Raw genomic sequence first — 24,405 nt, 5'->3', positions numbered from 1 at the left:
CTTTCCCAGTGGGCAGCCGCAACTTCTTGGCGCATAAGCGGGGCCCCGGACCTTTCGGAAGCCTCGACAACCTTGGACCAGCGTCGCCGAATTCCTCGTCCGTGGCCGATCTTCGCGGACTGCGTACATCCGGGCTTCGCACCCGGGCGAGGCTGGGGCGAGCAGCGTAAACCGGCCGCAGCACGCCGTCCAACGGAGCGCCATGTATCGAGAGGTATTTGTCCCGGTCGATAACTCGCGCGAGTCGGATTGGGCCGTCGACCGCGCCATCGAACTCTGCGCTCGCTTCGGGGGTCGCATCACCGGCTCCCACGTCTACGCCGCCCGCCTCCACGACATCCGGTTCCGCCAGCTCGAGATCGGGCTTCCGGCCCAGTTCCAGGAACCGGCCGAGATCCGCAGGCAGCGCAAGATCCACGACAAGCTGATCGAGAAGGGGCTCCAGCTCATCTCCGACAGCTTCCTGGATCAGCTCCATCGCCGCTGCGCGGAGTCCGGCGTGACCGTCACGCGGCAGCTCCTCGAGGGCATCAACTACGAGGAGATCATCAACGAGGCGAACCGCGGCGGCGGACGTCTCCCGAGCCTCATCGGCTTCGATCCCAACATCGCCCACAACTACGACGGCAGCGAGAAGCAGCGCACGGACGTCAAGCTGGGCGAGGGCGGCCGACTGGTGGCCGAGGATGAGGAACAGGAGGACAAGCTCGCGGGCACCTCCGGGCGCGATTACGACCTCGTGACGATCGGCGCCCACGGGCTCGGGCGGCAGGAGCGGAGCCGACTCGGCGGCGTGGTCGCGCGTGCGTTGCGCGGGATCGAGAAGGACGCGCTCATCATCCGCAACGACCGGACGCTCGAAGGCGGCAAGTGGCTCGTGGGCGTGGACGGCTCCGCCTACGCCTACAAGGGGCTGCGCATCGCGCTCGACATGGCCCGCGAATACGGGGCCAAAGTCTACATCGCGAGCGCGTTCGACGTGCAGTACCACCACGTCGTCTTCCACAACATCAAGGACGTGCTGTCGGTCCAGGCCTCGAAGGTGTTCAAGTTCGAGGAACAGGAAGAACTCCATAACAACATCATCGACAAGGGCCTCCTCCGCCTCTGCAAGGCGAACATCAAGCGGGCGGAGGTGATGGCGAGCGAATATCCCGAAGTCGAAATCGAGACGCAGGTCCTCATCGGGAAGCCGTTCGACGCCCTCCTCAAGTGGGCCGAAGAGATCGATCCCTCCCTCATCGTTGTGGCCCGCCACGGCTCGCACCGCATCGAGGGCACCGATCTGGGGTCGCAGGCCGACAACCTCGTCCACCTCTCCGACGCGAACGTGCTCCTCATCGGGACCGAGCACGTGCGGCCGGAGGAGATCCCCTGGATCGAAGAGGACGGGGAGGCCGGGCTCGAGTGGGCGCCCGAGGCGGAGGTGAGGATCCTGCGCGTGCCGCCGTTCGCGCTCGGCATCGCGCGCAAGGCCGTCGAGGAGTTCGTCCTCGAACACTACGGGCCCGGCAGCCGTTACGCGGCCGCCTTCGTGCCGAACCCGAAGGACGAGAAGAAGTACCGGGCGCCCGAGACCGCCACCAACGGCACGGCGCAGGTGGCGCGCGAAGCGCTCGAGACCGGCGCCGCCCCCTCGATCGCCGAGGTCGGACAGGCCGGCAACGGGCGCGAGAACGGCGAGAAGGCGGAACTCTGGAACCGTGACCAGTTGCCCGTCGTGACGAACGAACGTCTCGACGAGGCGATCAAGAAGCTTCTCCCGACCCACATGCAGCTCGTGATGGGCATCGGCGATGCGGAGGAACTCGCGCTCGCCGAGGTGAAGGCGGACGAGGCGATGAAGCGGACCGTCGTGGAGACGAGCGACGCCGACGTCTTCGAGGCCCCGCTCCCCGTGATGGCGAAGTGCCCGGTGACGGACAACCAGATCCCTCGCGACCGCACGGCCGCCGACCCGATCATCTGGACGCACGAGGCATTCGACCGCTTGGGCCGCGTGCCGCTCATCGCGCGCCCCCTCGCCCGGAATACGGTGGAGCGCTTTGCCCGCGACCAGGGCATGTGGCGCGTGACCACGCTCGTGATGGACGAGAACAAGGACGCGATGATCGCGGCCGACGAGTTCGACCTCGACACGATGCTCGTGATGTTCAACGAGTTGAAGGCGAAGCAGGCACGGGCCGAGGCCGCCGGCGTCGACGGGATGAGCGAGGAGATGAAGCGTTTCATCGAGGAAGCGAAGGCCTCCGGCGTGACGCGCTGTCCGATCCGCGACATCGAACAACAGGCGGAGGACTGTCCCGTCGACTTCAAGATGGTCTCGCCCGACGACGCCCGCGCCGCCGTCGAGAAGTTCGCGCGCACGGAACTGGGAGACGAGTCGGGAGCGGAGCAGGGGGATGCGGAGGAAGCAGGGGCGAAAGCGGGTCCCGCTTCGGAGCAGGGATCGCGCGCGAAGTGACCGGGGCCCCGCTGGCCGCGGGAGCTGTCGCGCACCGGACCCCCGCCGTGCCCGGGTCGCTCCTGGACGGCGCCCCCGCCGCCGCGTCTCCGGGCGCCGACCCCGATGTCGCCATCCCTCACGTCGTCGCCTGGAACCTGACGCGCCGCTGCAACCTCGCCTGCGCCCACTGCTACATTTCGGCGGGGTCCTGGCACGCGGCCGCGAACGAACTCGATACCGCGGCCTGTTTCCGCGTGATCGATCAGATCCTCGAAGTGAGTTCGTCGCCGCTTCTCATCCTCAGCGGAGGAGAGCCGCTGGTGCGCTCCGATCTCGAGGAGATCGCGGCCTACGCCTCCGAGCGCGGCGCGACGGTGACGGTCGGCACGAACGGCACCGGTCTCACGGACGAGCGCATCACCTCGTTGAAGGCGGCCGGGGTGCAGGGCGTGGCGCTCAGCGTGGATTCCCTCAACCCGCGCTATCACGACCGCTTCCGGCACGGAGAGGGCGCTCTCGAAGACACGCTCGCCGCGGTCGACCGCCTCCGGGAGCATCGGCTCGACTTCCTCATCCAGTTCAGCGTGACGCGCGGGAACCGGGACGAACTCGATGCCATCGCGGCCTGGGCGGACGCGAAGGGCGCCGTCTGCCTCAACGTCTATTTTCTCGTCGAGACGGGGAGGGGAGCGGGAATGCGCGGCCTCGAGCCCGAGGAGAACGACGAGATCGTGACCCGGCTCGCCGAACTCCAGCGCGAATACCGGGGCCGGCTCATGATCCGCTCCAAGTGCCAACCGCAACTCATGCGGCACGTGTACGAACGGGATCCGGAGTCGCCGCTCCTCAACTACCGGACGCGCTGCCCCTGCGGCGTCCAGTACTGCCGGATCACGCCCGAGGGCAAGGTGACGCCGTGCCCGTACATGCCGGAGGTGGCCGGCGATCTCTCCGATGCCTCATTCGGCGAGATCTGGCGCGAGGCGACCGTCTTCCGCCTGCTGCGGGACGGCGAACCGGGCGGGAAGTGCGGACGCTGCGAGTATCGGGCGCTGTGCGGCGGCTGTCGCGCCCGCGCCTATGCGGTGGACGGAGACCTGCTCGGTCCCGATCCTTCCTGCGCCTACGAGCCGGCCCCCGGCATCGCGCAGGCGATCGAGCCGCGCCAGCCGGTCACGTACGGCTCGGCGGCAGAACGGAAGCTCCCGTGGCGCCGGGAAGCCGACGCACGGCTCAACGCCATCCCCAGCTTCGTGCGCGGCGTGGTGGCGCAGCGGGTGGAAAAGTTCGCGCGCGAGCGCGGGGACACCGAAGTGACGCTCGAGGTGATGACCGAGGTCCGCCGGGCCATGCCGGTGGACTTTTCGAAACGGATGCCCTTCTTCGCCCGGAACCGGCGGAGCGCGGGGCGGGGAGAAAAGCGATGAAGCGCTGGATGACCCGTGGTGTCGTGACCCGCGGCGTACTGCTGGCCGCTCTCGCGCTGGCGGTCGCGCTGCCGCTCCTCGCGCAGGCGCCGGGGCCCGACTACGGTGAGTTCAACTTCCTCGGGCTCGACCGCCGCGGCGCGGTCTGGATCGCGGCCCAGCTCCACCTGCTGTTCGCGGCCTTCGTACTCGGCGTGCCCATGTTCGCCGTCGTCATCGAGGCGATCGGGATGTTCGGGGGGGACGAGAAGTACGACAAGCTCGCGAAGGAATTTACCCGCCTCCTGCTCGTGGCGTACAGCGCGACCGCGATCTGGGGTGCGATCCTCGTCTTCTTCCTCTCGACCCTCTACCCGCGTTTCTGGGCGTACCTGACGGCGATCTTCGCCCCGTCGATGTGGGTGTACGCGGGCCTCTTCTTCCTTGAGTCGTTCACGCTCTACCTCTACTACTACGGGTGGGACGCGTGGAAGAAGGGCGCCGCGAAGAAGGCCCACTGGTGCCTGGGGATCATGCTCAACATCTGGGGCACGATCGTCATGTTCATCGCGAACGGGTGGCTCACCTACATGATGAGCCCGCCCGAGGGACTCACGGCGGACACGGCGCCCCAGACCGTTCAGCTGTGGAGCGCGATCAACAACGCGACCTGGATGCCGATCAACATCCACCGGCTGCTCGCGAACGTGGTGTTCGGCGGGGCAATTGTCGGCGCCTACGCCGCGTACCGCTTCCTCACGAGCAAGACCGACGAGGAACGCGCCCATTACGACTGGATGGGCTACACCGGCAACCTGATCGCGATCGGCGCCCTCATCGTCCTCCCCTTCGCCGGCTACTGGCTCGGCCGCGAGATCTACGAGTTCAGCCAGCAGATGGGCATCACGATGATGGGCGGCTTCATGAGCTGGCTCTGGATCATCCAGGCCTTCCTCATCGGCATCCTCTTCCTCGCGGGCAACTACTACCTGTGGATCGGGATGGGACGGATCCCGGGCGCGGAACGATTCCAGCCCTACATCAAGTGGATGCTGCTCGTGCTGGTCCTGGGAGTCATCGTGTGGGCCACGCCCAACACGATGATCGCCGACCGCGACGAGATCGCGGCCATGGGAGGAATCCGGCACCCCTTCCTGCAGGTGCTCGGCGTGATGAGCGCGAAGAATACCGCCGTCAACCTGATGATCCTGACGACGTTCCTCTCCTTCCTCATGTACCGGAGGGCGAACAAGGATCCCGTGGTACCGTGGGTCCGGGCGGGGACGATGCTGCAGGGGGCGGCCTTCGTGCTCTCCGCCGTCGTCGTCGTCTTTTACGGGGTGTACGGCTACTTCGTGACGGCGATCGTGCGGATCGGCTTCTCCGTCTACCAGGTGCTCGCGGTCCTGGCGACGATCCTGTTCGTCATCGGGATCGACATGGTGATGCTGCGGGGCGCCAAGTCGCGGGGCGAGATCCGGTGGGGCAGGATGCCGGATCGGTCGCAGTACGCGCTCCTCATCCTCGCCGTCACGTTTACGTGGCTCATGGGGCTGATGGGCTTCGCCCGCAGCGGGATCCGGCAGCACTGGCACGTCTACGAAGTGATCCGCGACACGAGCGAGCAGGCCTTCACCCCGGCGCTGGGTCCGGCGGCGACGATCATCAGCATCTGCGTGCTCATCTTCTTCGCGCTCGTCGGGTTCATCTTCTGGCTCGGCGGCCTGGCCGAACGTTCCGTCTATCAGGAAACCGAGGCGGGAGGCGGGAAATAGATGACGAACCTGAAGATCCTGTTCACGGTCGTGGCGACGCTGGCGGTGTTCACCTTCGTGGCGAACGTGATCCCGCAGGTACAGTCGGCAGTGCCCAGGGAGGTCGTGCTCAGCGCGGACATGCCGCCCGAGGAGCTCGCGGCGATCGGCGAGGAGATCTACGCGGGGGCGGGCGGTTGCACGGCGTGCCATGGCCTCGGCACTCGCGCCCCGGATCTCGTCGGGGTGGCGGGCAGCGTGTGCGCCACGCGCGTACCCGGGCAGAGCTGCAAGGACTACCTGTGGGAGTCTCTCACCAGCCCGACGGCCTACATCGTGGAGGGCTTCGAGCCCATCATGATCGATCAGAGCATCACTTCGTCGCAGGCCGAGTTGTGGACGCTCGTCGCCTTCCTGGAGTCGCAGGGTGGCGAGATCACTGTGAACGCGGATGACTTCGCCGCGGCGCTGGCCGCCGATGATGCGGCCGAGTCCGCTCCGCCACCCGCCGCCGTCACCGACCCGAGCCAGGTCGACGCGGTCGCCCTGATCACGGCGCAGGGCTGTCTCGCCTGCCACCAGCTCGGCGGGGAGGGCGGCATGGTCGCCCCGCCCTTCGAGGAGTTGCGGGGACAGGATCCCGCCGTCGTCCTCGAAGGGATCGTGGATCCGATGGCGACGATCAACGAGGAGTACTCCGCCTTCGCCGGCACGATGCCGACGATCTTCGGGGATCTCATGTCTCCGGTGGAACTGGATGTCCTCGTGAACTTCTTCGTCGGAGGCGCGGGATCCGGCGCGGAGGCTCCGAACGATCCGGCGGAATCGCCGGCCGACAGCGCGGGAGGTAGCCGATGAAGCGTTACCTGTCCCATCCGTTCTGGCAGGGCGTGATCGTGGTCGTCGCGTCATATGTCGCGTTCGAGTACGTGATCGGATACGTGCTCCCGGTGGTCGGCGTGGCGAGCGCGCCGGTCCCGAGTTCCGTCATCGTGGAGTACATGCTCATCGTCCTCGTCGGCATCCTCCTCTACATGAGCGCGGACGAAGAACGCTGGCAGCGCTTCCGCGAACCCATCCAGGCCACGATGGTGCAGCCCGACCGGCGGACGCTGCGCGGGATTCTGATGGTGGCGATCCCGGTCCTCATCGGCTGGCTCGCCTACGAACGGGTGAAGCCGAGCTACGCCGCGCCGGCCACGTTGCGCGCCGTACACCCCGCGCCGCCGAACCAGCTCACCTTCCGCGGCGAGTCGATCGAACTGACCGGACTCGAGAACCCGCTTCGCGAAGAGGGCTCCATGGAGGAGCACATGGCGGTCGGGAGGCGGGTCTACGTCCGCAACTGCGTGCCCTGCCACGGCGACCTGCTCGACGGCCAGGGCCACTACGCGCAGGCCTTCAACCCGGTTCCCGCCGATTTCACGAGTTCGGGCAACCTGCCGCAGCTCACGGAGAGCTACGTGTTCTGGCGCATCGTCAAGGGCGGTCCCGGCCTCCCGCGCGAGGGGACGCCGTGGGATTCGGCCATGCCGGCCTGGGAGTCGATCCTCGAGCAGGACGAGATCTGGGCGGTGATCCTCTATCTCTACGACCAGACGGGGTTCAGCCCGCGCACGTGGGAAGAAGAAGGGGAAGGGGGGCACGAATGAGGGCGACGCGCCGGACGGGAATCGTGCTGCTCGCCCTGTTCGCGGGCACTTCGCCGGCGCTGGCGGGGCAGGAAGAGGCGGCCGCCGCGGGCAAGGTCGTGTACGATCGCTGGTGCGCGGAATGTCACGGCGAAACCGGGCAGGGGGATGGCTCGGCCGCCGCTTCGATGCTGCCGCGGCCGCGCGATTTCACGCAGGCCCTCTACCAGGTCCGCACCACCGGGAGCGGACAGCTCCCGACGGACGCGGACATCCGGTTCGCGATCGAGAACGGGCTCCCCGGCACGACGATGCCGGGCTGGCCCAATCTCACGGACCGGGAGATCGACGACGTCATCGTCTACCTGAAGAGCTTCTCGAGATTCTTCGGCCAGGGCCCGGCGCCCGAGCCGCTGGACTTCGGATCCGACCCCGGCGGGGGCGCCGCGGCGATCGAGGCGGGGGCGGCGGCCTATCTCACGATGCTGTGCGAGGAATGCCACGGCCTGTCCGGTCGGGGCGACGGGACCTCGGCGCCGACGCTCGAGGACTGGCGGGGACTGCCCATTCGCGCGGCGGACCTCACGGAAGCGTGGGTTCTGAACGGCGGCAGCAGCGTCGAGGACATGCACACGAGGATGCTGACCGGGCTGGACGGCACTCCGATGCCGTCGGCGATCGACGCCATGAACTCCGGCGTCGTCTCTCCGGACGAGGTGTGGCAGCTGGCGCACTACCTCGCCTCATTCGGACCGCGCGAGATGCCGCCGCTGCGGGACGTGGTCCGCGTGGGGCGCGCCGAGGGCGGACTCCCGGCCGATGGCGGCGAAGAGGCCTGGGCGGGCGTCGAGGCATTCTACTTCCCGATGTCGGGCCAGATCGTCCAGACGCCGCGCAATTTCGCGCCGACCGTCGACGGGCTCTGGGTTCAGGGGCTTCACGACGGAAGCGATGTCGCGCTGCGCGTACAGTGGAACGACCCATCGATGAGTCCGGACCCGAACTGGGACGAGTGGCAGGAGAAAATCACGGCCGCGCTGGACCTCGACGGCGCGGACCCCATCGTCCTCGACAGCGCCGGCGCGCCGACCGTGAGACCCCCCGACGCGGTGCTCCTCCAGTTCCCCTTCGAAATGCCGGAGGGCGCCGATCGGCCGTATTTCCTCATGGGGGACACCCGCGAGCCGGTCTATCTCTGGACGTGGAATTCGGAGGCGGGTGTCGGCGCGGCGCGCGGCCGGGGCCTGGACTCCGTCGAACCGCTCACGGAGGACCCGGTCACGGGAGAAGCGAGGTGGGAGGAGGGACGCTGGACGCTCTATGTCCGCCGTCCGATCGAGGTCGAAAGCGATGGCCTCGACTTCGCCGAGGGCACTCCGACGCCCATCGCCTTCCAGGCCTGGGACGGATCCAGCGCCGAGGTCGGGAAGCGCAGTTCCGTGAGCACATGGTACTACATTCTCCTCGAACCTCCGGCATCCAGCACGGTCGTCGTGACGCCCCTGCTGGCGATGCTCTTGACGGGGGCCTTCGGTCTCGTTCTCGTGCGCCGGGCCCAGGACCGTCGGAGGGATTGACGAAGCGATGACGAAGAGGTGGGGAAGGGCTCTCAACAGCCGATAGCGCAACAGCTTCTCGTACGGAGGTAAGTCAATGCGATCGCATTTCTGGAACCGCTCGGCCGCCCTGCTGGCCGTCGCAGCGATGGCCGCTTGTGGCGGCGGCGGCGGATCGTCCGAAGGTGCGGCGGACGACGCGGGCGAAGCGGCGCCGGCCGCCGCCGCGGTGGATCCGTCCACGGTGGGTACGATCTCGGGCACGGCCAACTTCGGCGGAATGGTCCCGACGATGGAGGCCATCGACATGTCGGCCGAGGCGGATTGCGCCGCCGGCTACGGGGCGGACGGGCCCATGCCTCAGAACGTCCTCGTGTCCGATGGCGGCCTCGCCAACGTGTTCGTCTACCTGAGCGAAGGCGTCTCCGGCGCCCCGGCCTCGTCGGGCGCCGCGATGCTCGACCAGGTGAACTGCCGCTACACGCCGCACGTGCTCGGCGTACAGAGCGGACAGGACATCGAGATTACGAACAGCGACAACCTGCTCCACAACATCAACGCCACCCCGACCGAGAACCGCGGCTTCAACATCAGCCAGCCCCGGGCGGGGATCACGAGCACGCAGCGCTTCGCGGTGTCAGAGGTGATGGTGCCGGTGCGCTGCGATGTGCACGGCTGGATGCAGGCGTACATCGGCGTCGTCGACCACCCGTACTTTGCGGTGACGGGCGCCGACGGAAGCTACTCGATCGCCAACGTCCCGGCCGGCGACTACACGATGACGGCGTGGCACGAGGAGTTCGGCACGATGACGGCGAGCGTGACCGTCACGGCGGGCGGCACGGCCGCGGCCTCGTTCGACTACAACGGCGAGATGATGGGCGCCGACGTCCCCATGGCCGACGCCCTCGTCATCGAGCACGGAACGAACCGCATCCGGGTGGAGCGCACCCAGTAATTCCAGGGGTGGGGCCCGGTGGCCGGAACGGCCGCCCGGTCCCGCTCGCGTTCCCATTCATCCGAAGGGTCACCTGGAAGGAGATAGCTCGTGGATTGGGCGCTGCCCCCGAACTACTCGACATTCGGCATCGTGATCGACCAGCTGTTCTGGATCATCCTCGTCATCACCGGGATTGCCTTCGTCCTCGTGGAGGGCGGCATCCTCTGGTTCTGCATCAAGTACCGCGGGCGCGAGGGCGCGAGGGCGCACTACACGCATGGATCCAACAAGGTCGAGATCATCTGGACGGTGATCCCGGCCATCATCATCGCGGTCCTCGGCGCCTACTCGGCCATGGTCTGGGACGACATCAAGGGGAGTTCCAACCGGCCGGAGGACGCGCTCGAGTTCCTCGTCGTGGGCAAGCAGTTCGAGTGGAACATCACCTACCCCGGAGTCGACGAGACGCTGGGGACGGGGGACGACTTCACCGTCCGTAACCAGTTCCACTTCCCCGTGAACGAGGACATCACGATCCTGCTCGAGTCCGAGGACGTGATTCACTCCTTCTTCATCCCCGAACTCCGCGTGAAGCAGGACGCGGTGCCGGGCATGACCATCCCGGTGTGGTTCGACGCGACCCAGACCGGGGACTTCGAGATCGCGTGCGCCGAGCTGTGTGGCCTGGGCCACTACTACATGATGGCGAGCGTAACCGTGCACAGCGCGGCGGACTTCGACGCCTGGCAGGCCAGCCAGGCGTCGCCGACCGCCCAGTGATCGACCCAGTGATCGACCAGTGATCGAGAAAGGCTGATATGGCGACGATCGTAGCGGAGGCGACCGGGCAGGCGATCCTGCACGAGGAGCACGAGCAGTCGTTCCTGCGCAAGTACATCTTCTCGACCGACCACAAGGTCATCGCGATCCAGTTCCTGATCTACACGCTCTTCTTCCTGATGATCGGGGGACTGCTCGCGATGCTCATGCGATACCAGATCGCGTGGCCGGCGCGGGGCGAGCTGCCACTGGGCGGGATCTTCCCGGAGTCGATGGTGGCGAGCGGGTACATCCTGCCGGAGTTCTACAACGCCCTTGTCACGATGCACGGCTCGGTGATGGTGTTCCTCGCCATCATGCCGATGCTCGTGGGCGTGTGGGCGAACTACCTCATCCCGCTGCAGCTCGGGACGCACGACATGGCGTTCCCGCGGCTGAACATGCTCTCCTTCTGGGCGATGGTGCCCGCCGGCATCCTCACGCTGGCCAGTTTCTTCGTCGTGGGAGGCGCCGCGGGGGCGGGCTGGACGCTCTACGCGCCGCTCAGCGCCCGTCCCGACCTCACCGGGGTCGGACTGGGCCAGATCATGTGGCTGGCGGCGCTCGTCTTCATCGGGCTTTCCTCGATCCTGGGCTCGGTGAACTACATCACGACGACGATCAACATGCGCGCGCCCGGAATGACCTGGATGCGCATGCCGCTCACGATATGGTCGCTGTTCATCACGGCCATCCTCGCACTCCTCGCCATGCCGGTGCTCTCGGCCGCGGGGATCATGCTGATCTTCGACCAGACGATCGGAACGAGCTTCTTCCTCCCCGAGGGGGGCGGACAGCCGCTCCTGTGGCAGCACCTGTTCTGGTTCTTCGGCCATCCGGAGGTCTACATCCTCATCCTCCCGGCCATGGGCTTCACGTCCGAGATCCTCTCCGTGGGCTCGCGGAAGCCGGTGTTCGGGTACAAGGCCATGGTGCTGGCGCTCGTCTCGATCGCCTTTCTCGGCTTCATCGTGTGGGGCCACCACATGTTCCAGAGCGGGATGAATCCGATGCTGGGGCTCACCTTCACGGTGTCGACGCTCTTCATCGCCGTGCCTTCGGCGATCAAGACGTTCAACTGGATGGGCACCATGTGGCGCGGGAACCTCCAGTTGCACACCGCGATGCTGTTCGCGATCGGGTTCGTGGCGATGTTCGCGATCGGGGGCCTGTCGGGGGTCTTCATGGCCTCCACGCCGGTCGATATCTACATCCACGATACGTACTTCATCGTGGCGCACATCCACTATGTGCTCTTCGGAGGAAGCCTGTTCGCGCTCTTCGGGGCGATCTACTTCTGGTACCCGAAGATGTTCGGCCGGATGATGAACGAGACGATGGGCAAGATCCATTTCTGGCTCACCTTCGTCTTCTTCAACCTGGTCTTCTTCCCGATGCACGGCGTGGGGATGGTGGGGATGATGCGGCGCATCTACGACTCCAGCGGCTACGCGCACCTGCAGGGTATCGAGGACACGAACGCGCTCATCTCGTGGTCCGCGTTCATCCTCTTCGCGTCCGGCTTCCTGTTCGCGTTCAACTTCTTCTGGAGCCTGAAGAAGGGCAGGAAGGCCGAGGCGAACCCGTGGAACGCGACGACGCTGGAGTGGCAGACGCCCTCGCCGCCCCAGCACGGCAACTGGGAGGAGATCCCGGTCGTCTACCACGGTCCGCACGAGTACAGCCACCCGGATGTGGAGGACAAGGACTGGCTGGCGCAGAACGAACGGCCGGATGTCGTGAGCCCGGCCGCCGGCAGCCACTAATCGCATAGAAGGGAACTGACGAGATGGCACACGCCGCGACCGCAGGCCGGGTCCCCGAGAGAGGACTCGATGTCTACACCCAGAAGGTGGGCATGTGGGTGTTTCTGTGCTCGGAGGTGATGTTCTTCGCGGGCCTCATCGGCTCGTACGTCGTGCTCCGGTTCGGGGCCGCCGACACGTGGGCGGAACCCGGCGACGTATTGAACGTTCCGGTGACCGCGTTCAATACCTTCCTCCTCATCTGCAGTTCCGTGACGATGGTGAAGGCGTTCGCGGCCGCGCAGGCGGGGGATCAGAAGGGAATCAGGACCTGGCTCCTGTCGACGACCCTCCTCGGGGCCACCTTCCTCGGCGTGCAGGTGTACGAGTACACGGAACTCGTGCTGCACGCCTCCTGGGAAGGCAGCCACGGGTTCACGCCCGCCGCGGGACTGTACGGAGCCACCTTCTTCACGATGACGGGCTTCCACGGTTTCCACGTCCTGCTCGGCGTGATCTGCCTCGCGTGGGCCACGATCCGCGCCTACAAGGGGCACTGGGGGGCGGACAACACGCACGGGATCGAAGTGCTCGGCCTCTACTGGCACTTCGTCGACCTCGTGTGGATCATCCTGTTCACGATCGTATACCTGATCTAGCCGCGCCGGGGCGGTGGGCGCCGAGAGCTACGGAGCGAACGAATGAGTGAAGCCGGAGGACACGCGGCGAGCGCCGCGGACGACCATGCGCACGAGCATCCGAAGTACATGCTCATCTGGCTGTACCTGTTCATCCTCACGGTCGCGGAGGTGTTCGTCGCGTTCCTGGCGATACCGAAGTGGATGATCGTGGTGTCGCTGCTCGTCATGGCCGTCTGGAAGGCGCTGCTGGTCGCGCTCTACTACATGCACCTGAAGTTCGAACCCAACCGCCTGCGGCTCGTGGCGCTGGCGCCGCTGCCGGCGGTGGCCATCATGATCATCGCGATCATGATGGAGTACGTGTAGCGCCGACGCCGCCGTGGAAGCCGGAAGTCTGCTGAAGGCCCGCGGGATGCCGCTCGGCGGGATCTCGAGACGGGTCCACTCGATTCGCGGGACGCTTCCGTCGTACCTCGAGCTCACGAAGCCGCGCATCACGGCGCTCGTCGTCGCGACCGCGGCGGCCGGCTTCCTCCTCGGCGCGGCCAGCTTCGATTTCATTCTGTTCGCGCACGCCATGGCCGGCGTGGCGCTCGTCGCCTCCGGGACGAGTGCGATGAACCAGGTGCTGGAGCGGGATGTGGACGCGCTCATGGGCCGAACGCGCGCGCGTCCCCTGCCTGCCGGCCGGATCGCGACGCTCCCGGCGGCCGTCGTCTCCGGGATCCTGGCCGCGGCGGGGATCGCGTGGCTGTGGATCGCGGTCAATCCGATCACCGCGGGCCTCGCGCTCGCCACCTTCATCTCCTACGACTTCGTCTACACGCCGCTCAAGCGGGTGCATTCGCTTTCCACCGTCGTGGGGGCGGTGCCCGGCGCGCTGCCGATCCTCGGCGGCTGGACCGCCGCGACCGGGCAGCTCGCGCCCGGCGGCTGGGCTCTGTTCGCGATCCTCTTCCTCTGGCAGTTGCCGCACTTTCTCGCCTTGGCGTGGCTGCTCCGCGACGACTACCGGGCGGCGGGGCTGCGCATGCTCTCCGTCGGTGACTTCGAGGGTCGGCAGACGCGTCACCAGGCGCTGCTCTACGCGCTGACCCTCATTCCGGTGAGCCTGCTGCCGAGCGTCCTCGGCCTCACGGGCGTCGTCTACTTCGCGGTCGCCCTCGCCCTCGGGGCTTTCTTCCTGTGGACCGCGTTCCGGTTTGCCCGCTCCGCGACGCCGGCGAGCGCCCGAGGTTTGTTCCGGGCCTCGATCCTGTATCTTCCATTGCTCATGGCGGTCCTCGTCCTCGACAAGCTGTAGCAGCCGTGCTGAACACTTTCGCCGCCCTCGCGGCGGCCCCGCAGATGCAGCATACGCCGGACGAACAGGCGGGATACGTCCTGATGTTCGTCTTCATGGCGGCGATGCCCTACCTGCTTCTGGTCGTGATCGGAGGCGGGATCTTCCGGGCGCGCCGCCGGCAGCGCCAGCAGGAGGTCGAGAGAGCCCTGGAAGAGCAGCGCGAATGGGAGGCGGCCCGCGCGGCCGACGCGGACTCCGCGTGCTGACGCCATGCTGACGCTGAGGCGCAGGATCCGGGCCGGGCTCGTCGGAGGGCTGCTGGGCGGTTTCGTCCTCGCCGTGCTCTTCTACTTCTACGACCTCGGGCAGGGGACCCCGCTCCAGACTCCCGCCTTCCTCTGGGGGGCGATCATCAGCCGCGCCGAGGTCGAGGCCACGACCGGGATTATCGTGGGCTTCACTTTCATCCACTTTACCGTCTGGGCCGGACTCGGGATGCTGGCCGCGGCGCTCGTCCAGTGGGCGGGCCTCCCCCGAAACGTGTTCATCGGCGCGCTGTACGGGCTCTTCGTGTGCTCGCTCGCGTTCTACATCGGCCTCATCCGGGCGCCGTCCGGACTCGTGATGTCCGCGCCGGGATGGCCCGCCGTCTTCTTCGGGAACGCGCTCGCCGGGGTCGTGATGTTCACCCACATGCACTGGGTGAGTTCCGAACCCGGCATCGTGGGGATGATGAATTTCCTCCAGACGCACCGGGTGACGCGGCACGGCATCTACGCGGGGCTCCTCGGCGCCCTCGTCGTCGCACTCTGGTTCCTCATCATCGACACCATGCTCCGGCAACCCCTCTATACGCCGGCGGCGCTGGCCACGGTGCTCTTCCGCGGCGCCCCCACGCCGGCCGCGGTCGAGATCTCCTTCGCGCCGATCCTCGGTTACACGCTCGCCCACTTCGCGTTCTTCGTGTTGTTCGGCGTCGCGGTCTCCGGCCTCGCGAGACAGGTGTCCAGGTTCCCGCCGCTTGCCCTCGGCATCATCGTGCTGTTCATCGTCTTCGAGGTCTTCTTCGTCGCCATGGTCGCGATGCTGGGCGGCTGGATTCTCGAGGAACTCGCCTGGTGGTCGATTCTCGTCGGCAACATCCTCGCGGCGCTCGTCATGGGCGGATACCTGTGGAAGGTCTACCCGGAGTTCGCGGAAAGTCTCGCGGCGGAGAGTCTTTGGGCGGATTGAGCCCGCCTCCGGTGCTCGTCGCCACGCGCAGCGCCCACAAACTCCGCGAAATCCGCGGCCTTCTCGCCGACCTTCCGGTCCGGCTGCTGGGCCCGGAGGATCTCGGTCTTCCGGAGCACGAGGAAGAGGAAGACCTCGAACCCTTCGATACCTTCGCGCGCAACGCCCTGTCGAAGGCGAAGTACTTTCACCGCCGGTCCGGCCTACCCGTGCTCGCGGATGATTCCGGCCTCTGCGTGGACGCCCTCGGGGGCGGCCCGGGCGTTAGGAGCCGGCGCTTCGCTCCGCCGGAGCTGGTCGCGCGCCGGGGGCGGGACGAAGCGAACAATCGCTGGCTGCTCGAGCAACTGGAAAGCGTCGGGGAGGACCGCCGCGGGGCCCACTACCGCTGCGCGGTCGCGCTCACGGACGATCTGCGCCACGAAGTGGTGGAGGGCATCGTGCGCGGCCGAATCGCGCGCCGGCCGGGCGGCGCGGGAGGCTTCGGCTACGACCCGCTCTTCGTGCCGGAGGGCCACGACCGCACGTACGCGGAGCTGCCGGCCGCGGTGAAGACGGCGACGAGCCATCGAGCGAAGGCGGTCCGGCGGGCCAGGGGATGGATCGAAAGGGAAGTCCTGCGGAGCCGGGGCAGCGCGCCGTGAGCGGGCAGGCCGAGTCTGGCGGAGCCGCCTTTTCTCCGCGACGTTCCCCACGCGCAGATCGTGCAGTCCATCATCCGCGAATGGTGACCTTGAGAACGCGTACGTTCAATCGGGGCGGCCGGATTTGAACCGGCGACCCCCTGCTCCCAAAGCAGGTGCGCTACCGGACTGCGCCACGCCCCGAAGTCCCGAAAGATGGGCCGTCCGGGAGGTCGAAGCCACCCCGTCGAAGGAGAAGACGTGAGGCTCGGCGGGGTCTTCGCGCGGAGGGCCGGGGCGGGGAAGCTGCTCGCCATGATGGGGTTGGCGGCGCTCGTCCTCTTCGTCATCGGGATCCTGCGTCCCCTGCGCAGCGCCTTCGCTCTCTCGGGACTCGCCGCGGGCGATTTCTACCAGGTCTACTTCATCAGCGCGGCCGTGGTGGTCGTCGCTCCGTTCTACAACTACCTGTCGGACCGCATCTCCTGGCGCCGCCTCATCCCGCTTACGGCGGCGTTCTTCGCCCTGAGCATGGTCGCCTTCCGCCTCATCTACCAACCGGGGGCGGCGTGGTTCGGGCTCGTCTTTTACGGGTGGTACGACGTGTTGGCGGCCTCGCTCGTCACGCACTTCTACATCGCGACGCAGGTCTTCTACAACGCGCGCGATGCGAAGCGCGCCTATCCGATCGTCATCGCCTCGGGTTCGGCCGGGGCCACGCTCGGAGCGCTCCTCACGACCGTATTCACCTCCGGAGGGGGACCGTCGGAGAACCTGCTTCTCGTGGCGGGCGCCGCGCTCCTCGTGCTGTCCGGCGGCCTCGTCCTCGTCTGGTCGCGGGAGCCCCCGGCGCCGCCGCCGGAGTACGCGCACGCGGACGATCCCGAACTCCAGCGCAGCGACCTGCGGCGCATGGCGGCGAACCCGCAGGTGCGGCTCATCGCGGCCACGGTGCTCCTGACGATCGTCGTCAAGCAGTTCATCGACTACCAGTACAACACGCTCACGCGCGAGGTCTTCGCCGACCTGGGCGCGATCGCGGGCTTCCTGGCCTTCGTGGATGTCCTCACGCAATGGCTCCCGATCGTCGTCCTCCTCGCGCTGCGTCCGGTCCTGCGCCGCTGGGGCGCCGGGGTCGCCGTCATCATCTTCCCCGTGGCCGTGATCCTCGCAACCGGGGCGCTCGCGGCCGCCGTGTGGCTCTCGGCCGCCGCGCTCGCCGTCGCCGTCGGGGCCCGGACGACGGAGAAGACGTTCCGCTATTCCGCCGAGCGCACGGGCCGCGAGATCCTCTATGTCCCCGTCCCGGATGACATCAAGCTCAAGGCGAAGTCGTACATCGACGTGGCGGTGGAGAAGGGGTTGGGGAAGGCGCTTTCCGGGGTGCTCATCGCGATCCCCTCCCTCGCTCTCGCCGGCCTGACGATCACGGGCCGGCTCATCATCCTCGGGGTCGTCGGCGTCGGTCTGGCGGGCGTCCTGCTGCTCGCCTTCCTCAGAGTGCGAAAGTCGTACGTGACGAGCCTGGCTCAATCCTTCGAGGGCCGCTTCGCGAGCCTGCGCGGGACCTTCGTGTCGATGGCCGACGTGGGTGCGCTGGCGCTCGCGCGCGACGCCCTCCGGGATGAGCGGCCGCTGAAGGTCGCGTTCGCCTTCGACTTGCTGCGCGGCGCCACGCCGGAGGACATCGAGGCGCTCTCGCCGGAACTGTACGGCCTCCTCGAGCACGAGAACCCCGGCCTCCGGGCGCGGGCGCTGCGATCGCTTGCCCGGGCCCCCGGCCTCTCGAACGAGGAGGCGGTGCGGGCCCGGCTCGAGGATCCGGATTCGGCCGTGCGGCGCGCCGCCGCCCGGCTCCTCGCCCTGAAGGCGGCGCCGCGCGCCCGCGATGTGCTCATCCCCCTCCTCGACTCGGAGTCGACGAACGCCCGCTCCGCCGCGTTCGACTGCCTCTTCAGCGACTTCGGCGCCAGCCGGGCCGAACGCATCGCGACCCCCCGTTTCGAACACCTGCTGCGGGAACATGAAAAGGGAGCGCTCGAAGGGTCCGGCGCCCGAGAGTTGGCGATAGCGGCGGGCCTCGTTCCCGGCCACCCCGCGGTGGAGGGCATTCTGCTCGAACTCGTCGCCCATCCCCGCGATGATGTCGCGGCGGCGGCCGTGCGGAGCGCATCGCGGCTCCCCCGGCCGGCCCTCGTGCGGGCGGCCATCGCGTCTCTCGCCATCCCCCGGACCCGGAGCGCGGCACGCGACGGCCTCGCGGGGCGGGGCGAAGAGATCGTCACCCCTCTGCTTGCCGCACTTTCCGACCCGGCCGCCGACCCCTGGGTACGCCGGGGCGTCGCGAGCGTACTCGGCGAGATCGCGACCCCCGCGACGATCGACGCCCTCGTCACGTCCTATCTGTTGCCGGAAACCGAACAGGCGCTCGACGACCAGGCCCTCGTATCGCTCCACCGGCTGCGCACGCGGCACGAGCACCTCACTTTTCCGGCGGAGAGGGTACTCGAGGCCGTGGAGCGCGAGGTGCAGGCGTCCCTGCGCTACGCTCGCGGCGCCGCCGCACTCGAGGGTGTGCCGGAATCGATGCCCCGGACGCTGCTCCTCCGAGCGCTTGACGAGGCGAGGCGGGATCGGCGGGCGAGTGTCTTTCGGTGGCTGGGGCTCGTATATCCCGAGCAGCCGATGAGGCGCAGCTACCTGGCCCTCGAGAGCGGGCGGCCGCGCCGCCGCGCGAACGCCCTGGAGTGGATCGAGACCACGGTCGGACACCGCACCTTCTCCGACCTCAGGCCGGTGCTCGCCGAGGAGGCCCCGGCGGAGCCTTCGCGCGAGCCGGGAGAGGTCCTGCGGGAGCTGTGGGACGATGAGGACGCCTGGATCGCGAGGTGTGCGCTCCGGACCTCCTTCGAAATCGACCGCGACGCGATGGGAGGGGCCCTCGGCGGTTTCGCGCCGGCGGAACCGGCGCTGGCGCTGGTGGCGCGACGCCTCGCGCGGCGGGCCGCGACCCCCGCGCGGGATCCGGGAGACGAACGAGACGAGGAAGAGATGGAACTGATCGAAAAAGTGTTTCGCCTGCAGAGCGTGGACCTCCTCTCGGGCGTGAAGAGTCGGCAACTCGCGCTCATCGCCTCCATCGCGAGGGAGGTCGAGGTGCGGCCGGATGCCGTGTTCATCCGCAGGGGGGAGCCCACGGACGCCCTCTACCTCGTGATCCACGGCGAAGTCTCGCTCGAGGGGGCGGCGGGGGAGGGATCGATTTCCATTACGGATGGAGAGGCGTTCGGGACGTGGGCGTTGATCGACGAACACCCCAGTCTCGTCGAAGCGCACGCCGTCGAGTCCACCCGCGTGCTGCGCATCACCAGGGAGGACTTTCGCGACCTTCTCATCGACCACCCCGAACTCGGCCTCGACCTCCTGCACGGGCTCGCGAGTCGCGTTCGCGGCCTGGCGATGACATGATCCGGCATGGATGAGATCAGACCGGACGCCGGCACCGTGATGGTCGTCGATGACGAGGACATGGTCGTCGACGCCATCCAGGGGTTCCTGGAGCTGGAGACGGACCACCTGGTGCGCCCCTTCACGTCCGCGCGCGCCGCCCTCGCCCACCTCGAGAAGGAACCCGTCCACGCGATCGTGGCCGACCTCATGATGCCCGACCTGGACGGAGTGCAGTTCCTTACGCGCGCTCGCGGGATCCGGCCGGAGGCGACCCGGATCCTGCTCACCGGCTACGCCGACAAGGAGAACGCCATCCTGGCCATCAACGAGGCCGGGCTCTACCAGTACCTTGAGAAGCCGTGGGACAACGACGCGCTCGCCTTCGCCATCCGCAACGGAGTCGAGCGAAGCCTGCTCTTCAGCGAGCTGACCGAACGCATGGCCGAACTCGAGGCGGCGCACGACGAACTCGCCGGACTCCGGCAGCGATGGATCCAGGCCTTCCTTTGAGCGAGCCGGGACTGGGGCCGACCGCCCGGGAGATCACGCAGGCCCGCCTCGCGACGCTGGGTACGCTGGTCGCCGGGATCGCGCACGAACTCAACACTCCGCTGGGAGCGCTGAACAGCAACCACCACGTCATCGAGCGGGCGCTCCTGAAGCTCGGGGACATCCTCGAGGATGAAGTCGTCACGCCGGACGAACTCGATGAAGTCCGTCGCGTCGTGCGCGCCACCGAGTCGGTGCTGCGAACCAACGGTATCGCCGTGGAACGCATGGTGAACCTCGTACAGAACCTGAAGAATTTCGGCCGGCCCACGACCTCCGAGCCTCGTCCCGTGGAGCTTCACGAAGGGATCGAGGGCACGCTGGCGCTTCTGGGGCACGAATTGAGAAAGGTCGAGGTCGTGCGCGACTTCGGCGATCTGCCGCTCGTGGTGTGCCATCCGAACCGGATCAACCAGGTGTTCATGAACCTCGTGCACAACGCGGCCCAGGCCATGGATGGCGGCGTACTCACGATCGGGACGCGCGTGGAAGGGGACCGCGCGCGCGTCCGCATCGCCGACACGGGCCGGGGCATCCCGAGCGACGTCATCGGGGAGATCTTCGAACCCGGATTCACGACCAAGGGCGAGCGGATCGGGATGGGGCTGGGTCTCGCGATCACACTCCAGATCGTACACCAGCACGGAGGGGACATCTCGGTCGAGAGCGAACCGGGACGGGGGACGACGTTCGACGTACACCTGCCGCTTCGGCAGCCCACGGGTCCCGCCCGGAAGGAGGCTGCGGAATGATGCGATGCGCCGATCTGTTCCGCGCAGTGCTCTTCGTCGCGGGGGCGGCCGCCGCGGCGGCGCCGGCGACGGCCCAGGACGCGAACTTTCTCCTCCCCATCGCCGAGATCGACAGGATCCTCCGCGAAGGGGAAATCCAGGTCCTCGACGTACAGCCGTCCCGCGGCCTTCCCGGCGAGCGCACCTACCGCGTGACGCTGCAATCCGGCGACCATGTGCTCCAGGTCAAGTACGCTCCGGCCGGCGAGGGGGCGGACGAGTTCAACAACCGGCCCCGCTACGAACTGGCGGCCCACGACGTCCAGCTGCTCTTCCTCGACGAGCGGGAACGGGTCGTCCCTCCGACCGCGATCCGCGCCTTCCCCATCGACGCCGTCCGGGCCACGGTCGCCCGGACGGGGGATGCCGCCAACCCTCCGGAACGGACGTTCGACGAGTGGCCGATGACGCTCGTCGCGCTCCAGTACTGGATGTTCAACGTCGATCTTCCCGACGATCTGCCCGACGACGACCGGCTCGAGGAGGACGAGGTCTACGAGCGTCTGCTCGGGAACTTCAACCTCCTCACCTACGTCATCGGCCACAGCGATTCGAACCGTGGGAACTTCGTGCAGTCGATGGATCCCGAGTGGCCCCGCGTGTTCAGCGTCGACAACGGCGTGGCGTTCGCGAGCGAGGAGAGCGACCGCGGCACGCGGTGGCGCGATCTGCGCCTCGACCGCTACCCGGCCTCCGCCATCGACCGGCTGCGCGACGTCTCGCTCGAGGGGTTGCAGGCGCAACTCGGGGTCCTCGTCCAGTTCGAGCTGCGGGACGGGAACTTCGTGGAGGTGGAGCCGACGGAGAATCTCGATCCCGGCCGCGGGGTTCGGAGCGATGGCGAACGGATTCAGCTCGGACTCACGGAGTCGGAGATCCGGGCCATGCACCGGCGCATCGTCCGCCTCATCGAGTGGGTGGACGAAGGCCGTTACGAGTTGCTCCCCTGAAGCTCCCCCGTCGGGTGTCCGGTCTCCTGTACTGTGCCGTCGCCGTCGCGGGGGTGGGGTGGACCGGCGCCTCCGCGCCCGCTTCCGGCGACGGGCCGCGACGGGCCGGGGCTCGCCCGCCAACGGGACAGGCCGGTTTGCGCCTGGCGGGGGAATACGGGCTCTACGTCGGGGTCACCGGACGCGGCCTCGACATGCGCTGGATTACTGAGGAGGTGCGGTCCGGGCGGGTCCGGGCGATCGTGGATGGACGCGTGGTCGATGAGCAAAGGACGGACCGCGGGTACGCACACGCGGCTCGGCTGCGGGTCCGGGCGCCCGAAATCACGCTCGAATACGGGGCGGAACAGCCGGACGATGCCGGGGGGGCCACGGCCCTGCACCGGACCCGGATCTGGATGGAGCCTCCCTCGCCGGAAGTCGACCTCGGCGGGCACGACTCCGTGTTCGTGTTCGGGGATGTGCACGGCGAGTTCGACCGCGTCGTCTCGCTGCTCGGGGTGGCCGGTCTGATCGACGCGGAACTGCGCTGGACGGGTGGCCGCGCCGCGGTCGCCTTTCTCGGAGACCTGTTCGACCGGGGGGAAGACGTGACCCGTCTCCTCTGGTTCATCTACGGCCTGGAACGGGAGGCGCACGCGGCCGGCGGCCGGGTCATCACGCTCCTCGGCAACCATGAAGCGATGGTCCTGTCCGGCGACCTGCGCTACGTGGCCCCGAAGGAACAATCGATCGGCGACTGGCACGGCATGTCCTACGAGGAGCTGTTCGATCCTGACACGTCCGTCCTCGGACGCTGGATCGCCGCCAAGCCGGGGCTGGTTCGACTGGAGGATCTGCTGTTCGCGCACGGGGGCGTGAGTCCGGCATACGTCGACATCTCGCTCGAGGAGTATCAGGACACCCTGGAGACTTTCATCGCGGAGCCGCTGTTCACGAGATGGCGGGACGCGGCGTTCCTCGAGGAATTCGCGCGCGAAACCCGGCTCGATTCGGCCCAGATCTACCGCCGGTACGACTTCTTCTTCGGATCGGAGAGCGTGCTCTGGTATCGGGACCTCGTGCTCGCCGACACGCTCGGGGGCCACCTCGACGCCGTCCTGGAGCGTTTCGATGCCGCCATTCACGTCGTCGGACACACGCCCGTGCGCACGATCCGGGAGAGCTACGCCGGAAAGCTGATTGCCGCAGACCTGCTCGACGCCGCGACGGAGATGCTGCGCCTCGTCCGCCGGCAGGAGGGCGGCTGGAACCGTGCGGTCATCGGGTTGGATGGGGGCGCCGCCCCGCTCGATGCCGTCGTGGATCCCGGCGCCTGACTTCGGGCGCCGCAAAGCCGCCTAGGCTCCCCGGAGACCGCCGTGTCGGATCTCACCCGCGATTACGGTCGCGACGCACGCGTTGGGGCGCAGGTGGTAAAGCCAGTGTTCCACGTCCGGGGCATCGATGACCGCGAAATCCGCCGCGGCTCCCGGCTCCAGCGACCCCGCTTCGCCTTCGCGGCCGAGGGCCCGGGCCGCGTAGCGCGTCGCCCCCTTGAGCACTTCGGCGGGCGCCATCCGCTGTCGCGTGCACGCGAGCGTCATAGCGAAGGGAAGGTGATAGGATGGGGCCGTGCCGGGGTTGAAATCGCTGGCCACGGCCACCGCGACGCCCCCGTCGATGAGGGCCCGGGCCGGAGGCGGAGCCTGGTTCAGGTAGAGGCTGGCGAGAGGAAGGGTGACCCCGACGACGCCGGCCGCCGCGAGCGCGTCGATCCCGGCCTCCGACACGTACTCCAGGTGGTCCGCCGAGGCGGCCCCGAGAGACGCCGCGAGTTCGGCACCGCCACCACCGGTGAGCTGATCCACATGGAGTTTCGGGCGTAACCCGAGTTCGGATCCCCGTTCACAGATCCGCCGCGCCTCGGCGGCGGAGAAGGCCGAATCCTCGACGAACACATCGCAGAAATCCGCCAGCCCCTCCTCGGCCACTGCCGGCAGGATCTCCTCGGTGGTGAGTCGGACGTAGCCCGCCCGGTCCCCGGCCCATTCCGGCGGGACGACGTGCGCGGCGAGGCACGTCGCGACGATCCGCGCAGGTCCCATCTCATCGAGTCGCCGGTACACCCGCAGGAGTCGGAGTTCCGTCTCGAGGTCCAGCCCGTACCCGCTCTTCGCCTCGACCGTCGTGATCCCGAGCGAGACCATCCCGGACAGGAACGCGCGCGAGCGGTCGAGGAGCGCATCCTCGTCGAGTGCGCGGGTCGCCCGCACCGTCGATTTGATCCCGCCTCCGGCGGCGGCGATCTCCAGGTAGTCCCGACCTTGGATGCGGTCCGCGAACTCGCCCGCTCGCCAGCCGCCGAAGGCGAGGTGCGTATGGGCATCCACGAGCCCCGGGATGACGAAGCGCCCTGCGGCATCCCACTCGGCCTCATGCCGATACTCCGGGGGAAGCGCCGCGGCCGGCCCGGTCCAGCGCACGACCCCGTCCCGCCACACGAGCGCCGCATCCCGGATGAGCCCGATGTCGTCCTGGCCGACAGGGTTCGCGCAGGTGGCGAGACAGCCGATGTTCGTGAGGCGCGGCATCGCGGCGAGCCGG

Annotated in this window: 21 protein-coding genes and 1 tRNA gene; 20 read left to right on the top strand and 2 right to left on the bottom strand. The window is 68.0% G+C overall.

Annotation, left to right across the window (positions count from 1 at the left end; all coding sequences use genetic code 11):
* Positions 1-202: 202 nt before the first annotated feature.
* From ACOGXI_RS03835 to ACOGXI_RS03765, 15 genes are all read left to right on the top strand, one after another.
* A complete protein-coding gene (locus tag ACOGXI_RS03835; protein ID WP_419937563.1) occupies positions 203-2,464 on the top strand; it encodes a universal stress protein in 2,262 nt (753 codons plus the stop codon).
* Positions 2,461-3,873: a radical SAM protein gene (locus tag ACOGXI_RS03830; protein WP_419937562.1), complete on the top strand. Its 1,413-nt coding sequence runs from the start codon at positions 2,461-2,463 to the stop codon at positions 3,871-3,873. The genes ACOGXI_RS03835 and ACOGXI_RS03830 overlap by 4 nt, the downstream gene beginning before the upstream one ends.
* Positions 3,870-5,627 carry a cytochrome ubiquinol oxidase subunit I gene (locus ACOGXI_RS03825; protein WP_419937561.1) on the top strand — a complete coding sequence of 586 codons (1,758 nt, stop codon included), beginning with the start codon at positions 3,870-3,872 and terminating at the stop codon, positions 5,625-5,627. The genes ACOGXI_RS03830 and ACOGXI_RS03825 overlap by 4 nt, the downstream gene beginning before the upstream one ends.
* Positions 5,628-6,464 carry a hypothetical protein gene (locus ACOGXI_RS03820; protein ID WP_419937560.1) on the top strand — a complete coding sequence of 279 codons (837 nt, stop codon included), beginning with the start codon at positions 5,628-5,630 and terminating at the stop codon, positions 6,462-6,464.
* Entirely contained in the window at positions 6,461-7,258 is a 798-nt protein-coding gene (locus ACOGXI_RS03815; protein ID WP_419937559.1) for a c-type cytochrome, read from the top strand. The genes ACOGXI_RS03820 and ACOGXI_RS03815 overlap by 4 nt, the downstream gene beginning before the upstream one ends.
* Positions 7,255-8,814: a c-type cytochrome gene (locus ACOGXI_RS03810; RefSeq protein WP_419937558.1), complete on the top strand. Its 1,560-nt coding sequence runs from the start codon at positions 7,255-7,257 to the stop codon at positions 8,812-8,814. The genes ACOGXI_RS03815 and ACOGXI_RS03810 overlap by 4 nt, the downstream gene beginning before the upstream one ends.
* A 76-nt stretch (positions 8,815-8,890) precedes the next feature.
* Entirely contained in the window at positions 8,891-9,751 is an 861-nt protein-coding gene (locus ACOGXI_RS03805) for a carboxypeptidase regulatory-like domain-containing protein (RefSeq protein ID WP_419937557.1), read from the top strand.
* A gap of 90 nt (positions 9,752-9,841) precedes the next feature.
* Positions 9,842-10,513 carry a cytochrome c oxidase subunit II gene (coxB, locus tag ACOGXI_RS03800; protein ID WP_419937556.1) on the top strand — a complete coding sequence of 224 codons (672 nt, stop codon included), beginning with the start codon at positions 9,842-9,844 and terminating at the stop codon, positions 10,511-10,513.
* Between the two features lie 38 nt (positions 10,514-10,551).
* Complete coding sequence (locus ACOGXI_RS03795) at positions 10,552-12,318, top strand: cytochrome c oxidase subunit I (protein ID WP_419937555.1); 1,767 nt, start codon at positions 10,552-10,554, stop codon at positions 12,316-12,318.
* A gap of 23 nt (positions 12,319-12,341) precedes the next feature.
* Complete coding sequence (locus ACOGXI_RS03790; RefSeq protein ID WP_419937554.1) at positions 12,342-12,956, top strand: cytochrome c oxidase subunit 3; 615 nt, start codon at positions 12,342-12,344, stop codon at positions 12,954-12,956.
* A 42-nt stretch (positions 12,957-12,998) separates the two neighbouring features.
* Entirely contained in the window at positions 12,999-13,304 is a 306-nt protein-coding gene (locus tag ACOGXI_RS03785) for a cytochrome C oxidase subunit IV family protein (protein ID WP_419937553.1), read from the top strand.
* A gap of 13 nt (positions 13,305-13,317) precedes the next feature.
* On the top strand, positions 13,318-14,241 hold the full coding sequence (cyoE, locus tag ACOGXI_RS03780; RefSeq protein ID WP_419937552.1) for a heme o synthase: 924 nt from the start codon (positions 13,318-13,320) through the stop codon (positions 14,239-14,241).
* Between the two features lie 5 nt (positions 14,242-14,246).
* Positions 14,247-14,489 (top strand): hypothetical protein, encoded by a 243-nt coding sequence (locus ACOGXI_RS03775; protein ID WP_419937551.1) that lies wholly within the window; start codon positions 14,247-14,249, stop codon positions 14,487-14,489.
* Positions 14,490-14,493: 4 nt separating this feature from the next.
* Positions 14,494-15,456 carry a hypothetical protein gene (locus ACOGXI_RS03770; RefSeq protein WP_419937550.1) on the top strand — a complete coding sequence of 321 codons (963 nt, stop codon included), beginning with the start codon at positions 14,494-14,496 and terminating at the stop codon, positions 15,454-15,456.
* Positions 15,453-16,100, top strand: a complete 648-nt coding sequence (locus ACOGXI_RS03765; RefSeq protein WP_419937549.1) for a non-canonical purine NTP pyrophosphatase — start codon at positions 15,453-15,455, stop codon at positions 16,098-16,100. The genes ACOGXI_RS03770 and ACOGXI_RS03765 overlap by 4 nt, the downstream gene beginning before the upstream one ends.
* Positions 16,101-16,209: 109 nt before the next feature.
* Here the strand turns inward: ACOGXI_RS03765 and ACOGXI_RS03760 are convergent.
* Positions 16,210-16,283: transfer RNA gene (locus ACOGXI_RS03760), tRNA-Pro, on the bottom strand.
* Between the two features lie 57 nt (positions 16,284-16,340).
* Here ACOGXI_RS03760 and ACOGXI_RS03755 point away from each other — a divergent pair.
* From ACOGXI_RS03755 to ACOGXI_RS03735, 5 genes are all read left to right on the top strand, one after another.
* On the top strand, positions 16,341-19,547 hold the full coding sequence (locus ACOGXI_RS03755; protein ID WP_419937548.1) for a HEAT repeat domain-containing protein: 3,207 nt from the start codon (positions 16,341-16,343) through the stop codon (positions 19,545-19,547).
* Between the two features lie 6 nt (positions 19,548-19,553).
* Positions 19,554-20,039 carry a response regulator gene (locus ACOGXI_RS03750; RefSeq protein WP_419937547.1) on the top strand — a complete coding sequence of 162 codons (486 nt, stop codon included), beginning with the start codon at positions 19,554-19,556 and terminating at the stop codon, positions 20,037-20,039.
* A complete protein-coding gene (locus tag ACOGXI_RS03745) occupies positions 20,036-20,830 on the top strand; it encodes a sensor histidine kinase (protein ID WP_419937546.1) in 795 nt (264 codons plus the stop codon). Before ACOGXI_RS03750 ends, ACOGXI_RS03745 begins: the two co-directional genes overlap by 4 nt.
* On the top strand, positions 20,827-21,819 hold the full coding sequence (locus ACOGXI_RS03740; protein ID WP_419937545.1) for a hypothetical protein: 993 nt from the start codon (positions 20,827-20,829) through the stop codon (positions 21,817-21,819). Before ACOGXI_RS03745 ends, ACOGXI_RS03740 begins: the two co-directional genes overlap by 4 nt.
* Before the next feature lie 137 nt (positions 21,820-21,956).
* Complete coding sequence (locus tag ACOGXI_RS03735; RefSeq protein WP_419937544.1) at positions 21,957-23,138, top strand: metallophosphoesterase; 1,182 nt, start codon at positions 21,957-21,959, stop codon at positions 23,136-23,138.
* A 21-nt stretch (positions 23,139-23,159) separates the two neighbouring features.
* Here ACOGXI_RS03735 and hutI read toward each other — a convergent pair whose 3' ends face one another.
* Entirely contained in the window at positions 23,160-24,392 is a 1,233-nt protein-coding gene (gene hutI / locus ACOGXI_RS03730; RefSeq protein WP_419937543.1) for an imidazolonepropionase, read from the bottom strand.
* Between the last annotated feature and the right edge of the window lie 13 nt (positions 24,393-24,405).

Source organism: Candidatus Palauibacter sp. (genome assembly GCF_965208055.1).
In the GTDB taxonomy this organism is placed as follows: domain Bacteria; phylum Gemmatimonadota; class Gemmatimonadetes; order Palauibacterales; family Palauibacteraceae; genus Palauibacter.
Note: the sequence above shows the minus strand (reverse complement) of the source record. Positions and strands in the feature narration are given on the sequence as shown.

Coding starts and splice junctions, on each gene's coding strand:
- ACOGXI_RS03750 (WP_419937547.1), top strand. CDS start 19,554: ATGGATGAGATCAGACCGGACGCCGGCACCGTGATGGTCGTCGATGAC.
- ACOGXI_RS03820 (WP_419937560.1), top strand. CDS start 5,628: ATGACGAACCTGAAGATCCTGTTCACGGTCGTGGCGACGCTGGCGGTG.
- ACOGXI_RS03770 (WP_419937550.1), top strand. CDS start 14,494: ATGCTGACGCTGAGGCGCAGGATCCGGGCCGGGCTCGTCGGAGGGCTG.
- ACOGXI_RS03790 (WP_419937554.1), top strand. CDS start 12,342: ATGGCACACGCCGCGACCGCAGGCCGGGTCCCCGAGAGAGGACTCGAT.
- ACOGXI_RS03805 (WP_419937557.1), top strand. CDS start 8,891: ATGCGATCGCATTTCTGGAACCGCTCGGCCGCCCTGCTGGCCGTCGCA.
- ACOGXI_RS03825 (WP_419937561.1), top strand. CDS start 3,870: ATGAAGCGCTGGATGACCCGTGGTGTCGTGACCCGCGGCGTACTGCTG.
- hutI (WP_419937543.1), bottom strand. CDS start 24,392: ATGCCGCGCCTCACGAACATCGGCTGTCTCGCCACCTGCGCGAACCCT.
- ACOGXI_RS03785 (WP_419937553.1), top strand. CDS start 12,999: ATGAGTGAAGCCGGAGGACACGCGGCGAGCGCCGCGGACGACCATGCG.
- ACOGXI_RS03810 (WP_419937558.1), top strand. CDS start 7,255: ATGAGGGCGACGCGCCGGACGGGAATCGTGCTGCTCGCCCTGTTCGCG.
- ACOGXI_RS03740 (WP_419937545.1), top strand. CDS start 20,827: ATGATGCGATGCGCCGATCTGTTCCGCGCAGTGCTCTTCGTCGCGGGG.
- ACOGXI_RS03835 (WP_419937563.1), top strand. CDS start 203: ATGTATCGAGAGGTATTTGTCCCGGTCGATAACTCGCGCGAGTCGGAT.
- ACOGXI_RS03795 (WP_419937555.1), top strand. CDS start 10,552: ATGGCGACGATCGTAGCGGAGGCGACCGGGCAGGCGATCCTGCACGAG.
- ACOGXI_RS03815 (WP_419937559.1), top strand. CDS start 6,461: ATGAAGCGTTACCTGTCCCATCCGTTCTGGCAGGGCGTGATCGTGGTC.